The organism is Rubneribacter badeniensis, from assembly GCF_002899695.1.
GTDB lineage: Bacteria > Actinomycetota > Coriobacteriia > Coriobacteriales > Eggerthellaceae > Rubneribacter > Rubneribacter badeniensis.
In genome coordinates this window covers 1-15,762 of the sequence record NZ_PPEL01000080.1, presented here as the reverse complement: position 1 = coordinate 15,762, position 15,762 = coordinate 1, and the positions used below count along the sequence as shown (strand labels likewise).

8 protein-coding genes are annotated in these 15,762 nt (G+C 62.4%); all 8 read left to right on the top strand.

What is annotated here, in order from left to right:
* Positions 1–168 precede the first annotated feature (168 nt).
* Complete coding sequence (locus C2L80_RS10960) at positions 169–1,590, top strand: sodium-dependent transporter (RefSeq protein ID WP_087197187.1); 1,422 nt, start codon at positions 169–171, stop codon at positions 1,588–1,590.
* Between the two features lie 6 nt (positions 1,591–1,596).
* Positions 1,597–2,061, top strand: coding sequence for a hypothetical protein (locus C2L80_RS10955; RefSeq protein WP_087197189.1), 465 nt, complete (start codon positions 1,597–1,599; stop codon positions 2,059–2,061).
* 234 nt (positions 2,062–2,295) lie between these two features.
* Positions 2,296–2,667 (top strand): Fic family protein, encoded by a 372-nt coding sequence (locus C2L80_RS14600; protein ID WP_157941072.1) that lies wholly within the window; start codon positions 2,296–2,298, stop codon positions 2,665–2,667.
* Entirely contained in the window at positions 2,645–2,950 is a 306-nt protein-coding gene (locus C2L80_RS10945) for a hypothetical protein (RefSeq protein ID WP_087197193.1), read from the top strand. Before C2L80_RS14600 ends, C2L80_RS10945 begins: the two co-directional genes overlap by 23 nt.
* Positions 2,951–3,617: 667 nt before the next feature.
* The gene (locus C2L80_RS10940; RefSeq protein WP_129589948.1) at positions 3,618–10,988 is read left to right on the top strand and encodes a Spy0128 family protein; all 7,371 of its coding nucleotides are present in this window, start codon (positions 3,618–3,620) and stop codon (positions 10,986–10,988) included.
* Positions 10,989–11,136: 148 nt separating this feature from the next.
* Positions 11,137–12,237 carry an EamA family transporter RarD gene (gene rarD / locus C2L80_RS10935; RefSeq protein ID WP_087197196.1) on the top strand — a complete coding sequence of 367 codons (1,101 nt, stop codon included), beginning with the start codon at positions 11,137–11,139 and terminating at the stop codon, positions 12,235–12,237.
* Positions 12,238–12,650: 413 nt separating this feature from the next.
* On the top strand, positions 12,651–13,556 hold the full coding sequence (locus C2L80_RS10930) for an acetamidase/formamidase family protein (protein WP_087197198.1): 906 nt from the start codon (positions 12,651–12,653) through the stop codon (positions 13,554–13,556).
* Between the two features lie 562 nt (positions 13,557–14,118).
* Complete coding sequence (locus C2L80_RS10925; RefSeq protein WP_087197200.1) at positions 14,119–15,516, top strand: APC family permease; 1,398 nt, start codon at positions 14,119–14,121, stop codon at positions 15,514–15,516.
* Positions 15,517–15,762 lie beyond the last annotated feature (246 nt).

Here is a 15,762-nt window from a genome sequence, read left to right as displayed (position 1 = left end):
GCGGTTTTTCTGTGCGTGCTGGCGGCAAAGGCGCGTGAATACGGAGCGCAAAACGTCGTTCGTGTTCTGCCGTGCGTTGGTTCCGCTCTCGATCTTTTCCCGTCAACCGCGCCTCCTCACGTTATAATCGTGACGCTTTTGTGCAAGATTTCGGGAGAAGGATGTGGTATGGGCGAAGGCGATAGGGCGGGCGGCGATGCTGTCAAGCGCGAGCGATTCGGTTCGCGGCTTGGATTTATCCTGATCAGCGCCGGGTGCGCCATCGGCCTCGGCAACGTGTGGCGCTTCCCCTATATCACCGGCGAGTACGGCGGCGCGGCGTTCGTGCTCATGTACCTGGTGTTCCTCGTCATTTTGGGTCTGCCGGTCATGGTGATGGAGTTCGCCGTGGGCCGCGCCAGCCAGAAAAGCTGCGCGCAGGCGTTCGACACCTTGCAGCCCTCGCGGCGGTGGCATTGGTTCTCGTGGTGGGGCTACATCGGCTGCATGATCCTCATGATGTTCTACACCACGGTGGGCGGCTGGATGCTGTCGTATGTGGTGAAGATGGGCACGGGCACGTTCAACGGGCTGGATTCCGACGCGGTAGCCGGCGTGTTCAGCACCATGCTGGCGAACCCCGGCGAGCTGATCGGGTGGATGCTCGTGGTCATCGTGATCGGTTTTCTGGTGTGCAGCCTGGGGCTGCAGAAGGGCGTGGAGCGCATCACGAAGGTGATGATGGTGTGCCTGCTCGTGGTGATGGCCGCGCTCGTGGTGCGCAGCGTGACGCTTCCGGGCGCGGGCGAAGGGCTGGAATTCTACCTCGTCCCCGACTTCTCCAAGATGTTCGAGAACGGCTGGGCTGGCTTCGGCGAGGCCGTGTACGCGGCGATGGGCCAGGCGTTCTTCACGCTGTCGCTCGGTATCTCGGCCATGGAGATCTTCGGCAGCTACATTGGGAAGGACCGCTCGCTCACGGGCGAGGCATTGCGCATCTGCGGGCTTGACACGCTGGTGGCGCTCACGGCGGGCCTCATCATCTTTCCGGCGTGCTTCGCGTTCTCGGTCAACCCCGGCGAGGGCCCGTCGCTCGTGTTCATCACGCTGCCGAGCGTGTTCAACCAGATGCCGCTCGGGCAGCTGTGGGGCGCGCTGTTCTTCGTGTTCATGAGCTTCGCGGCGCTGTCCACCATCATCGCGGTGTTCGAGAACCTCATCAGCTTCTCGATGGACAAGTGGGGCATCAGCCGCCGCACCGCCGTCATCCGCACGGCGCTGCTGGTGACGGTGCTGTCGCTGCCGTGCGCGCTGGGCTTTAACGTGCTGTCGGGTGCCACGGTGCCGGCCATCGGCGATATCCAGTCGCTGGAGGACTTCATCGTGTCGAACAACCTGCTGCCGCTGGGCAGCTTGCTGTACGTGCTGTTCTGCGTGACGAAGAAGGGCTGGGGCTGGGACAACTTCCTGGCCGAGGCCGACGCGGGCAAGGGCGTGAAGTTCCCCGCATGGTCGCGCGTGTGGCTGAAGTACGGCATCCCGGCGCTGATCGTCGTCATCTTCATCATGGGCTACGTGCCGAAGTTCACAGTGTGGCTGGGATTGGGGTAGCTGGGTGTGAGCGTCGGCGTGCGCGGCGCGGGGTGCGTTGCGACGGGGAGCGTTGCGCGCACGTTGGTGGAATTCGGATGGGTGCGTGAGCTCAACGAGGGCGTTCAGCGCATTTACGACGAAATGGCAAGCTTCTTCTTGAACGACCCTGTTTTCTCCGAACCCAATGATGCTTCGGTGCAGCTCACGCTTGAGAACAGCATTACTTCGCGCGTGCTGAGGCAGCATGATGCTATGGTGGGCGACATGGGGCAGGAAGTGTACGGATCCCTGAACGAGTACGAATTGGCTGCCATCCAATACGTCTACGGCAAGGGGCGAATAACCGTAAAGGAGCTTTCCGATCACCTGCAGCGCAGCGCCAAGATATCCAGATCGGTGCTTAAGGCACTGGTGGGCAAGGGCTTGCTCGTTTGGCACGGCTCCCACTCGAACGACCCGTCTCAGCATTACACTTTACGCAAGTCGTGATGGGAAGAGTAGGGAAGAGTAGAAGCGGGTATTCCGTTGCATTCTGAAAGGCGGTGGGGCATCGCGCGTCTCTTAGGGCGTGACAGGATCCCCGTCCTTTTGTCACACGCACTTTTGTCACACGCATGAGGGGATTTTAATTCTATTCGATGTTTTGTCCGCATTATAACCGATGTTTTGTCCACATTGTAACCGATGTTTTGGCCAAAGTTTAACCGATGGGTTGTGTCGCCCGTGGTGCAAGCCGCCTTGGCCCATGCGCAGTTCGAGGCCGTCCATCCGTTCATCGACGGGAACGGTCGCACGGGTCGGGCGCTCATCCACCTCGTTCTGCGCCGACGGGGATCGGCCGCCAATTTCGTGCCGCCCATCTCGCTTGTTATGGCAACCCGCTCGAAAAGCTATATCCAAGGGCTGTCCGCTTTCCGCGCGGTCGACTCCGAAGTGGGCGATGGCGGCCGGGAAGGCGTCAATGAATGGGTGTCGTTCTTCGCGGGCGCTTGCCTGACGGCGTGCGAAGAGGCGGCGGCTTTCGAGGAGCGCGCGGCGGCTTCGGCGCTCGTGGCGGGAGAGGCTTGGGCCGGTGCGGAAGAACTCGGCGCTTGACCTGCTGATCGACGAGCTTGTCGGCATGCCGCTTTTCACCGTGGGCGCGGCAAGCGAGGCGACGGCGCGTGCTTTCAGCGCGGTGTCGGCTGCGGTGGAGCGGTGTGTGGAGGCAGGCGTGGTGAGGCCGGTGAAGGCGCAGGGGCGCAACCGCGTGTTCGAGGTGCCCGAGGTTATCGACGAGTTCAACATGTTCGAGCGGAAGCTTGCGAGCCCCGTTGGCGACGCCGGCATCGAGAAGCCGTCGAGGGTGGTGCCGGACAACCTTGCGCGCTGGCGGTGAAGCGGCTGCGCTTGGCCGCTAGCGCGTCAGCGTGCGGATGGGGGCCACGAACACACCGTCCTCGTGCTGGGAAGCGTAGGTGCCCGGTTCTTCCGCTGCCATCGGAGGGGAGCGTCGGCTCCTGATGTCGCTCGCTCGAGAGGCGCCGCGCTACGATCTTTCGCAGCATGTTTTCTGCGGTTTCGACGCGAATCCGACGCGAAGCTGACGTGGAAGCGGCGCGAATCTAGCGCGAAGCTGACGGGGGCCGATGCGGAGCCGATGAAGGATTGACGCGAAGCCAACATGAAGCTAGCGTGATCCCAACAGAAAATCGTCCGAACGTAAATGGAGATTCTATGGAAAAGCCGATGGGGGGGGGGTCGTTTTAATGAGTCTTTCGATTGGTATTTTGCCGTCTCCATCCTGATCAAAGGCCTTCATCCAGTATGCAAGTGCGCGCCCGCGCGCCTTTTCCTTTCCTTCGCCAAGTACGTTGTGTTGCACTTTTGCTGCTGTTTCTTTTGTACAATGCGGACATGTATGCGTGAAAAGACGCGGCGTCTCTGCGCGCCGCGAGAGAAGTACCAAGAGCGAGAAACGGAGCAAGCTATGTCAGGTAGGGCGGTAAAAGTGAGACAGGGGGGGGGGTCGTTCTAAGCTAATCGCCTGCTTGGCGGCAGTGGCTTTGACACTTACCCTCGCTCCCAGTTTGGCGTTTGCCGGAGAGGGTGCGGCGAGCGGCAAGGCAACTGCGGACGGCAGCACCCTCACCACGTGGGAGGGGCACGCCAAGGATAACACCGCCAATATCGGGCGCATTTGGACGGACAAGTCCGTGTCAACCGACAGCTTCACGCTTTCGGGCGACATAGGCGACAGCGTCACCATCAACAAAACCGATGGTTCTGACTTCCTCGTGGGGCTTTCTGCCCTCTCCTCCACCTCTTCGCTCAATGCTGTGAGCGGTTCCCAAAAACCCCTCGATATCGTCCTCGTCCTCGACATGTCTGGCTCGATGGACGACAGCATGACCTCCTACAACTATCAAGAGGCCTATAACCTAAATACCGGTCGCACGTATTACATACTTGTTGATGGCGAGTACGTCGAAGTCAGCTACAGCCGTCGCGACGGATGGCACTACACCACCGGTTCGTGGTGGGATGAGCAGACTCACAATGTGACTCCGAAGAGCAGCGCTTCCGACACCGATGAGAATCATGTGCAGTTCTACACCCGGAGCCAGAACACTCAAACGAAGATTTCCGCGCTGAAAAGCGCGGTGCAGAACTTCATTTCCAGCGCGGCCGAGCAGAATGCCGATGCGAGCGACAATCTGAAGTCCCGTATATCGCTTGTGAAGTTCGCCGGCAACAACAGCAATTCAATTGGTGACGACACCTATAACGATGGCTGGTTTGCCACCTACAACTACTCCCAGATTGTGAGCGACTTCACCACCAATATGAACTCGCTGCAGAATACCGTGCGCGATCTTGATGCGGCGGGTGCTACGAGTGCCGACTACGGCATGGAGCATGCGCAGCGTTTGCTGAACGGCGATAGGCAATATGGCCTCGACGGTGCGCGCGAGGATGCCGAGAAAGTGGTCATCTTCTTCACCGATGGCGAGCCGAACCATTGGGACGGCTTTGACGGAGACGTGGCGAACAGCGCCATTCAAAGCGCAAAAGACCTGAAAGATGGCGGAACTTCTGTTTATACGATCGGTATTTTCAGCGGTGCGGATGCCGAAAGTTTGGAAAGCAACACAAACCGCTATATGCACGCCATGTCGAGCAACTATCCCAATGCAACTGGCTACAGAACCAACAACATGGGCGAGCGCGCTGCGGACAGCGAGTTCTACTTCGCGGCCGCCGATGCCGAGCAGTTGAACAAGGTGTTCGAGGACATCTTCGACCAGATTCAAACCGAGGCGCAGTATCCCACCCAGACGGGCGGCACCGGTGGGTATGACGCCACCAAGAGCGGTTACATCACCTTCACCGACACCTTAGGTGCCTACATGGAGGTCAAGGGATTCAACGACCTCGTGTACGGCGGCCAGACATTCAAAGCCACCGACAACGGTAACGGCACTTGGACGTATAACGGTCAGGTGAACGGCGGCATCTATCCGGATGCCGACCTGAGCGACATCATCGTTGAAGTGAAGAAGAGCGACAACTACGCTCAGCAGGGCGACACCGTGACGGTGAAAATTCCTGCGAGCGTCATCCCGCTTCGCAACTTCCATATCGATGGCGAGAACGGAACTTATAAGGGCAGCGTAAACGAGGCGTACCCGATGCGCGTGTTCTACTCCGTCGGGCTGGTGGACAGCGTAGACATGAGCGACCCTGACACCTACGTTGGTGCGCAGGTTGAGAACGGTGCCGCCAACTTCTACTCCAACCTGTGGGACGGCGAGAGCGTATACGGCAACACCACGGCCGAGTTCCAGCCGGCGGCAACCAACAGCTTCTATTACTTCACGGAGGACGCTCAGCTCTACACCGATGCGCAGTGCACCACGCCCGCCACGCAGCAGAACTGGAGCTTCGGCCAGGAGGCGTACTACAAGCTTGAATACTTCGTGCTGAACGAGGGCGGCAGCGCCGAGCAAAAGACCGAGTACGTCCGAATCCCGGCTGGCTCCACCGAGTTCGACCATCTGGTGAACACGTCCGAAGGCGTGGGCATTGCCAAAGGCACGCAAAAGACCAACCGCATCAAGGATCTGGTCGCCGACAAAACCGAGAACGTTACCGGCACCGCTTCGGGCTATCTGTCGCCCGATTGGTCGGCGACGCCGGGCTTCATCACCACCTCGCTGGGCAACAACGGCAAGCTGACGGTGGACATCCCCGGCTCGCTTGAAGTGACCAAGAAGGTGGAGAGCGCCGAGGGCGTAACGGCCCCGGAAAATGCGAGCTTCCCGTTCACTGTCAATCTGACAAACGCCGATGGTGAATATGGCGCGCAGGTTTACGGCGAGAACGGCGACCCTGTTGGTCCGGCTTTCACAATCAAAAACGGCTCGACCTTCACCCTGAAAGCCGATGAGACTTTGAAGGTCGTCGGTCTGCCTGCGGGTGCGAGCTACATCGTGACCGAAAATACGGACGCTGAAACTATGCCTCAAGGCTTCGAGCAGACCGCTTCCGATGGCGCGACCGGCACCATCGTCGCCGGCGAAGCCTCCAAGGCATCGTTCACCAACAAGTACAGCGTCAAGGAATTCGCGTTGTCGGGTTCTGAATACCTCGACGGCGCCAAGGTGCTGACCCCGCGCGATTGGCTGGAATCCGACAGCTTCACCTTCGTGCTTGCCGGCTCCTATATTCCCGATGGCTACCAGACCGAGATCACCGTCAAGAGCGGTACCGCGAAGGCAGACGAGCAGGTGAAGTTCAACTTCGAGGACATCACCTTTACGAAGCCCGGTACGTATACGTACACCATTCAGGAGCGTGCGCCCCAAGGTGAGGACCGTATTCCCGGTATGAGCTATTCGGGTGCCGTGTATAGGATTACCATCAACCTTACCGACAAGGGTGATGGCACGATGGCGTCTGACATCAAGGTTGAGCAGACCAACCTTGATAGCGGCGCGCAGATGGAGCAGCCGACTTTGGCCGAGCTTGCGGTGTTCACCAACACGTTTAATACCGAGGTGAACAACTGGGCTCCGCAAGCGAGCAAGGTCTACACCGATGATTCCGGTGCTAACCCGCTGACCGCTAATATGTTCCATTTCCGTCTCAAGGCTGTTGGGGACAATGCCTCCGAGGCACCCATGCCGGAGGATGTAACGCCCGAGGCTGACGGTTCGGTCATTCTGGGCAATTTGGCAAGCGATACCCAACAGGCGCGTATCCTCATTCCCGACATTCAGCTTACCGCAGCTATGGTTGGGCAAACCTATACGTACGAAATGGTTGAGGTTGTTGACGTTAACGGTGCGTGGAAGCCGGTGTCCGAGGCCATTACCACCACTGATGGTGAGTATATTGAGAACGGTATGACCTACGACGGTACTGCCCATACCGTCAAGGTCACCGTTACGGTTAACGACGAGGGCGTTATTTCGCCCGTGGTTGTGTACGACGACAATGCTACACAGATTGAATTTACTAATTCTTATGAGACCGAATCGCTGACGCTCACCGGCGATGCCGCTATCCGCGGCACCAAGACGTTGGCCGGGCGCGATATGCAGGAAGGCGAGGCGTTCAACTTCACGCTGGTGGGCGCTGATGATGCCACCAAGGCTGCTCTGGCTGATGGCGTGGTGTCGTTTGTCGAGCAAACTGGCGAGGGCATCACCGCTTCTGTGAGCGGTGGCAAGAAGGATGAGGCTGTCGCTTTCGATTTCGGCAACATTACCATTGCCAAGCCCGGCACGTATGTCTTTGACGTGACGGAGACTGCGGGCGACAAGAAGGGCGTCACCTACGACGGGCACACCAGCAAGGTGACCATTGAGGTGACCGACCCCAACAAGGACGGCAAGCTGGCTGCCAACGTCACATATGTCGACGGCGATTGTTGCGAGTTCGCCAATAACTACACGGCCAGCGCTCGGTACAGCGATCAGGGTGCCCTGACCGTCGCCAAGACGTTGACCGGGCGCGATATGAGCGCGGGTGAATTCACGTTCGCCATCACCGGCGGCGACGAGGCGCACGCCGTGCCCGCGGTCGATGCCGAGTTCACCAACGACAAGGGCACGGCAGACGGTGTGGCCAGCGAAATGACCGGCAAGCTGGGCAGTCTGACCTTCACTCAGGACGACATCGGCAAGACCTTCACCTATGCGGTGAAGGAGAAGGTGCCCGCCGAGGGCGAGGAAACTTTCGGTATCACCTACGACAAGTCCGAGCATACGGTTGCCATCACCGTAGAGGACAACGGCGACGGCACGCTGAAGCTCGTCACCAAGGTTGACGGCACCGAGGGCGACACGGTTGCGTTCGAGAACAGCTATGCGACCGAACCGGTGACGATGCCCGCCGAAGACGGCTTTGCCGGCTTCAAGCAGTTCACCGGGCGCGAGTGGAAAACGGGCGAGGGCGGCGACAGCTTCACCTTCGAGGTGGAGAGCGTGAGCGCACCCGAGGGCGTGGATGCGCCGATGCCGAGTCCGAATACCGTCACGGTGAGCGAGCCGACCAACGAGGATGGTACGATTGCTCCCTTCAACTTCGGCGATCTGACCTTCGACACGGTGGGTGAGTACGTCTATCGCGTGAGCGAGGTTGCGCCCGGAGAGCTGGGCGAAGACGGTCGCCTGAACGGCATCAAGTACGACACGCATACGGTTACCTACACCGTGACCGTTTCGGACAACGGCGACGGCACGCTGCGCACGTCGGTAAAGACCGCTGGTAACACCATGTGGACGAACACGTACGAAGCGGGCGTCAACGAGGGTGTGACTTGGACGGGCGATCTGACCAAGGTGTTCACGGGGAAGAATTGGGATGGCGAGGAGTTCGAGTTCACCATTAGCGCCGTGACCGAGGGTGCTCCGATGCCGACCAGCGGCAACACCGTGAAGGTGAGCGCTCCGAACGTCGAGGGCGACGACACCAAGGCGACCTTCAACTTCGGTGACATCACCTTCGATAAGGCGGGCACCTATGTGTACGAGGTGACCGAAACCAAGGGCGACTTGGGCGGCGTGACGTATTCGACCAACAAAGCAACAGTGACGGTTACCGTGACCGACAAGGATGCCTCCGGCGCGGCCACCGGCAAGCTGGTCGCCACCGCCACGGTCGAGAACGGCACTTTCGCCAATACGTATCAGTCTAAGCTGGACTATGTGGATGCGGGCGGCTTGCAGCTGACCAAGACGTTGAACGGCCGCGACATGGCCGACGGGCAGTTCGAGTTCACCGTGAAGTCCACGGGCGACGAGGACCGCTTGGGCATCGACGGCAAGACGTTCGAGTCTCCGGCTGCCAAGGCGGGCGTGGAGGGCGCGCCCGTGAAGCTGATCACCGGCGAGACGGTCGAGTTCACGAGCGACGATGCTGGCAAGAAGTTCAGCTACGAGATCGTCGAAACCAAGAAGGGCGAGGCCGGCTACACCAACGACGAGGCCACGCACAAGGTGGACATCGAGGTGACCGACAACGGCGACGGCACCTTGAAGGTGACCACGACGGTTGACGGCGCTCCGTACGAGTACGCGACCGACGGTGCCGCCGCGCAGGTTCCCACCGTGAAGTTCGTGAACTCCTACGACGCCGGCGCCGCGACGCTGGGCGGCGAGGGCGAGGTTTCCATCGACGCGACCAAGAGCCTGACGAACCGCCCGATGACCGACGGCGAGTTCACCTTCGAGGTGAAGAACGCAGATACGGTGGTCGCCACGGGCACCAACGATGCGAACGGCGTCATTGCCTTCGAGGAGATCAGCTACGACCTCGACACGCTGCGCGCGGACGCGGAAAGCGGTGTTGCCCAAAAGGTTTCTGCTGACGGTGTGGACACGTACACCTACCACTACACGGTTGCCGAGAAGACCGACGGCTTGGACGCGGCGGGCGTGACGCCTGTTGCGAGCTCCTTCGAGATCGAAGTCGTGGTGACCGACGACAACACCGGTAAGCTGAAGGTCGAGGTCGTGTATCCTGAGGGCACCACGTCGCTTGACTTCGAGAACACCTACGGCACCAGCGCGTCGGGCGAGTTCCACGCGCAGGGCAGGAAGGTGCTGAACGCGGCTGACGGGCTGACCCCGCCGGACATCGCGAACAAGTTCACCTTCACCATCAGCGGCGTGGACGAGAACGGCAACGAAGCGCCTCTGCCTGAAAAGACCGAGGCGGCCAACGACGCCGCCGGCAACGTGGACTTCGGCAAGATCGAGTTCACCATGCAGAACGTCTTCGGCGACACCGGCTCGGTTGCTGCCGACGCAGACGGCGAAGGCGGTGTGCAGACCATGTCCGCGCAACGCACCAAGACCTTCACCTACACGGTGGCGGAAAGCGGCGACGTTGCAGGAGTGACGAACGACCCTGAGGCGTCGAAGACGTTCGAGGTCGCGGTGACCGACAACGGCGACGGCACGATTTCCGTGAGTGGTCCCACGAGCGCAGCGTTCACGTTCGTCAACACCTACGCGGTTGAGTCGGTGACGTTCGACCCGACGGGCGAGGGCGCGCTGAGCATCAGCAAGACGCTGACCGGGCGCGACATGAGCGAGGGTGAGTTCAGCTTCGAGCTGGTTGAGACCGTGGATGGGGCCGAGGCCGTGGTGTCCACCGGCACGGCTGCCGCCGCTGCTGATGGCGAGGCCGCCGCGGCGAGCTTCGCGCCCATCACCTACACTGAGCCGGGCGAGCACACTTATACGCTGCGCGAGGTGAAGGGCGAGGCTGGCGGCGTCGATTACGATAGCCGCGAGTACACCGTGAAGGCGAGCGTCGTCGACAACGGCGATGGCACGCTGTCGGTGAAGATGGGCTTCGACGGCGCCGAGGCCGCGACGTTCGAGAACGCCTACGCCGCCGACCCGACCTCGGTGAGCCTGCAGGCCGCCAAGGTGCTCGAGGGCGCGGACCTCGCCGACGGGCAGTTCACCTTCCAGATGCTGGACCGCGAGGGCAAGGTGTTCCGCGAGGCGAGGAACGACGCCGAAGGCGCGGTGGCGTTCCCGGCCATCGAGTTCACTGAGGCCGGCACCTACACCTACGCCGTGGTCGAGAAGAACGACGGCCAGGAGGGCGTGACCTACGACGACGCGAGGTACGAGGTCGTGGTGACCGTGGCCGACGACGGCGAGGGCAACCTGGCCGCCGCGGTCGAGAGCAACGCGGGCGAAGAGGGCTTGGTGTTCGAGAACGCCTACGCCGCCCCGGCCGACCCGGAGCCGGCGCCGCTGCCGCCGGCAGATGACGGCGACGGCGCCACGCTCGTGAAGACGGGCGACGCCGCTCCGACGGCTCCGCTCGTTGGCGGGGCGTTGGCCGCCGCTGCGGCGCTGGCCCTTGCCGGGCGCAAGCTGGTTCGGGTACCATTGCGTCGTGACCGATAAGGTTCGGCGAAGGCCGAAAGATGGCCGGAAGGTTGCTGCTTGGCAGTCGGTAGACGGCTGAGCAGCAGCTGAAAGGCGGCTGAAAATCGCAGGGCGATCGGGCCGGAGGTTTCTCCGGCCCGATTTTTTGCAAGGGAAGGAAGGCATCATGCGCGAAGAGACATCCCCCGGCGAACCCTCCGCGCGCGTTTGCGGCGATGCCGCTCGCGCGCAAGGAAGCGTCCGCTCCGCGCAGAAGGCATCCCTTGCCGACGCCGTCGCGCAGGGAGAGGGCGCACGGGCTGCCGTCGCCATGCAGGATGCCGTTGCGCCGCCTTCGGATGCGGACGGTGCGCGCTCGGGGCGCATCGGGTTTCTCGAGGGCATCGGCTGCCATGTGGTGTGGGGCCTCATGCCCGTGTACTGGAAGCTCCTCTCGGCGGTTCCAGCGCTCGAAGTGCTGTCGTGGCGCATGGTGTGGTCGTGCGTGTTCGTGGTGCTGTTGTGCGTGTTCGTAAAGCGCACGCGGTTCCTCCACCTGTTCCGCGACCCGCGTGCCGTGCGGACGTTTCTGGCGTCCGGCCTCATCGTCACGTGCAACTGGGGCGTGTACGTGTGGGCCGCCAACAGCGGACACCTTTTGGAAACGAGCATCGGCTACTACTTGTGCCCGCTGTGCAACATCGCGTTTGGCCTGGCGGTGTTCAAAGAACGGCTCACGCCCATGCAGAAGCTGGCCACGGCGCTGGCTGCGGTGGGTGTGACGTTCTTCATCGTGACGCACGGCGGCGACATCTGGATCGCGTTCGCCCTGGCCCTGTCGTTCAGCGCGTACGGCGCGGTGAAGAAGCGGGGCGGCTATCCGGCGCTTCCCGGCATGGCGTTCGAGTCGGTGCTGACGGGCGTGCTGGGCGCGCTCGCGCTGGCGGTGGGCGCTGTGGCGCCGTGGTTGTGGCAGCTCACGCCCGCCACGCCGGATGCCCTGGCCGTCACGTCTCCCGCGCTTGCTCTCGGGCTTTTGGTGGGGTGCGGCTTGCTCACGGCCATTCCGCTGCTTTTGTACTCCGCAGCCGCCAACCGCATCTCCATGACGGCGCTCGGCTTCATCCAGTACGTCAGCCCCACCATCGCGCTTGTGCTGGCGGTCAGCCTGTTCGGCGAGGCGTTCACGCTTGCTCACGCCGTGTGCTTCGCGTGCATCTGGACAGGCATCGCCGCCGTGGGCGTGGAAGGTGCGCTCTCTGCGCGGAAACGCCGAGCGGCGGTATAATGCTTCACGAGGTTTTGCCGCACGCTGCTAGCAAGCGGCGCGCGGTTGGCGTTTCGTGCGTCGCGCGCGTCGGCGCGTCCGAGGAAGAAGGCGGCGCGGATGCCTGGCGTCTGGGCGTTTGGGTGTCCAGGCATCTGGGTGCTGCCGTGCCGAGGCGCTGGTGTATCGGCGTGCCGACGTGCTGGCATGCTGGCGTGCCGACGCGTTGACGTACTGGCGTAGACGCGTCTGCGCGTCGTCGCGTTCTCGCGCGTCGAAGTGCCCGCATGTTGCGTGCCGCATGCCGCGTGCCGCGTGCCGTATGTCGCGTGCTGCGCTGACGTTCGCCATGTCGACGTGCGCCGCGCACTAAAGCCCCGCGCGTCGTCGCGTTCGCGTGCCGACGCGCCAACAGCAAAGACGAGGAGGACAGCATGCAGGTCATCACCGATCAGGTCTACGCGTTCTCGAAGGACAACGCGCCGTGCGCCACCGCGCATCCGGGGGAGGTGCTCGTGTTCAAAACGCTCGACTGCTTCTCCAACCGCATTCCCGACGAGAACACGACGATGGCCGACCTCGACTACACGTACGGGTTCGCGAACCCGGCCGCCGGCCCCGTGCACGTCGAGGGCGCCGAGCCGGGAGACGTGCTCGTGGTGGACATCTACGAGGTGGAGGTGGCCGACGAGGGCACCATCGCCACCGACGACCACTGCGGTCCTTTGTTCGAGATGACGGGCTACCGCACGAAGAAGATCCCCATTCGCGACGGCATGGCCGACTTCAACGGCGTGAAGTTCCCCATCAACCCGATGATCGGCGTGATCGGCACCGCGCCCGACGGCGAGGACGTCATCGACGGCTTCGTGGGCGCGCACGGCGGCAACCTGGACAACAAGCTGATCACCAAGGGGACGCGTCTGTATTTGCCCGTGCGCGTGCCCGGCGCGCTCTTGCAGATGGGCGACGTGCACGCTGCCATGGGCGATGCGGAGCTGTGCGGCACGGGCATCGAGATTCCCGCCGAGATCACGGTGAAGGTGTCGCTCATCAAGGACTTCGAGCTGCATTGGCCTGTGCACGAGACGTTCGGCCCCCACGGCAAGTGGTACGTGAACGCGAGCGCCCAGGAGTTCGACGAGGCGCTGAAGAACGCCTCGAAGGAGCTGCAGCGCCTGCTCATGCGCATCACCGGCTGGGATGCGGTGGAGACGTACATGTATATGTCCGCACAAAGCGACGTGGAGCTCAACCAGGCGTGCAAGCCCTGCGAAGTGCAGCTGTCCCTGCGCATCGGCACGCCGAAGCTGCCCGGGTTCCCGCCGCTCGTGGGGTAGCTGCGCGCGGCGAAGCTGACGAGCGGTAGGCTGGCGGCAACGAGTGAGCGAGCGGTCAATGGGCGTCAAAGAGCGGTGAGGGCCGCGGCACGGATACCCGCGACGCGGCCTGGTTCATCGGTTTGCGGCGCGCCTCGTTTCCCGATGGCGAACGGCTCGGTTTGCTCTGCGGCCGCGGGGGCGGTGGGCGGCAGCGTGGGGCTGCGGTGTGCTGTGCGTCGCGGCGCGATGCGGTGCCGTGGGGCTGTCGAGCAACGTGCGGCTTGCGCGCCGTGCGCCGCAGGGGCTGCGTGTCGTGCAGCGTGCGTGGCGAGAGCGCTGCGCGGCGCGCAACAAACTGCGCACCATGCAACGCGTGTCGCGGAAGGCTGCGTACGCCGCGCAACGCGCGCGTCGTGTGTCGCGGGGGTCGCCGCGCAACGTGCGAGGCGCAAAGAGGATCGTCCGGCGCGAAAGCGCCGTCCACGATACCGCGCCTAGCGCTTTATCGTGATAAAGTGCGAGACGCGGGATTATCAGCTGCGCGATAAGGGTCGCGCGAGACGAGAAGAGAGGTGTTGCGATGGCAAAGGAAGCTCAGGCTCCGGCCAAGGCGTCGGGGGAGAACATCGAGCGGTTCGGCTACAAGCAGGAGCTGCGACGGGGCATGGGACTGTGGGACGTGGTGCTCTACGGCGTCCTGTTCATGGTGATCATCGCGCCGCAGTCCATCTTCGGCACCATCCAGCAGAACAGCCACGGCATGACCCCGCTCGTGTACATCATCGGCTTCGTGGCCATCCTGTTCACGGCCATGAGCTACATGCGCATGAGCAAGCGGTTTCCCATCGCGGGATCGGTGTACTCCTATGTGCAGCGCGGCATCAACCCCCACGTGGGCTTCATGGCGGGCTGGCTCATCCTGCTCGATTACATCCTGGTTCCGGGCCTGCTCATCGTCATGGTGATGAACTGGGGCGTGGCCCTCATCCCCGGTAGTCCGGCGTGGCTGTGGGGCGTGGTGTTCATCGCGTTCAACACGTTCGCCAACATCCGCGGCATCCAGATGAACCGCGGTGTGGACTGGGTGATCTTCGTTGTGGAGATCCTCGCGGTCATCGCGTTCATCGCCCTGGGCTGCACCTTCCTGGCGGGCGGCGGCGCCAACGGCTTCACGATGGATCCCATCTACCAACCCGGCGAGGTCGACCTGCACTTCGTGGCGGCGGGCATCTCCATCGCCGCGCTGTCGTTCCTCGGGTTCGACGGCATGTCCACCCTGGCTGAGGAGACGCACGAGCCCGAAAAGAACATCGGCAAGGGCATCATCATCGCGCTGTCCATCATCATCGTCGTGTTCGTGGCGCAGACCTACATTGCCGCTTGCGTGCAGCCCGACTGGGCCAACACCGACCCTGACATGGGCTTCTTCGATTCCGTCATGATCGTGGGCGGCGAGGGCTTCTACAAGATCATGCTCGTGGTGAACATCGTGGCCGTGGGCATCGCCAACATCATGAATGCGCAGATCGCCAGCTCGCGCTTGCTGTACTCCATGGGTCGCGACGGCGTTATCCCGCGCATCTTCGGCAAGGTGCATCCGAAGTACCAGACGCCCTGGGTGGCGTCCATCTTCCTGGGCGTTGTCACCTTGTGCTTGGCGTTGCCCCTGATGGATCGCATGAGCTCGCTGGCCGAGTTCGTGAACTTCGGCGCTCTGTCGTCGTTCATCATGTTGAACTTCGCGGTGTTTTTGTTCTTCTTCGTGAAGGAGAAGCGGTGCCGTTCGGCCAAGGACGTGCTCATGTACCTGGTGTGCCCGTGGATCGGCATCGCCATCTTGGTGTACGTGTTCACCGGCTTTGCGACGATGACCTACATCGTGGGCATCGCGTGGCTGGTGATCGGCCTTGTCATCGGCGCGGTGAAGTCGAAGGGCTACAAAGAGGTGCCCGAGGCGTTCAAGAACTTGGAGGTGTAGAGGAGCGCACGCCGCTGCGGTTGCGGCCGCGGCGGCGTGCGTCCGCGCGGCATTCGCGGGTTTTGTGGGCGGGTGCCGCGTGCGGGTATCTGGTGCCCTCAGCTGGGTGCGCGTGCGCCTTCGAGGTGAAGTTCCGTGTGGAAGCGGCCCCTTTTCGCAGCGGGGTTTTCGATTGCGAGAAGGGGCGGTTTTGCGTTTTGCGAGGGCTCGCAGGAGGGGCGGGTGCGAGAGAGAGGGGGGGACGAG

Bases quoted from the DNA above. Each gene is read 5' to 3' on its own strand.
- C2L80_RS10930 (WP_087197198.1), top strand. From the start codon at position 12,651: ATGCAGGTCATCACCGATCAGGTCTACGCGTTCTCGAAGGACAACGCG.
- C2L80_RS10960 (WP_087197187.1), top strand. From the start codon at position 169: ATGGGCGAAGGCGATAGGGCGGGCGGCGATGCTGTCAAGCGCGAGCGA.
- rarD (WP_087197196.1), top strand. From the start codon at position 11,137: ATGCGCGAAGAGACATCCCCCGGCGAACCCTCCGCGCGCGTTTGCGGC.
- C2L80_RS10925 (WP_087197200.1), top strand. From the start codon at position 14,119: ATGGCAAAGGAAGCTCAGGCTCCGGCCAAGGCGTCGGGGGAGAACATC.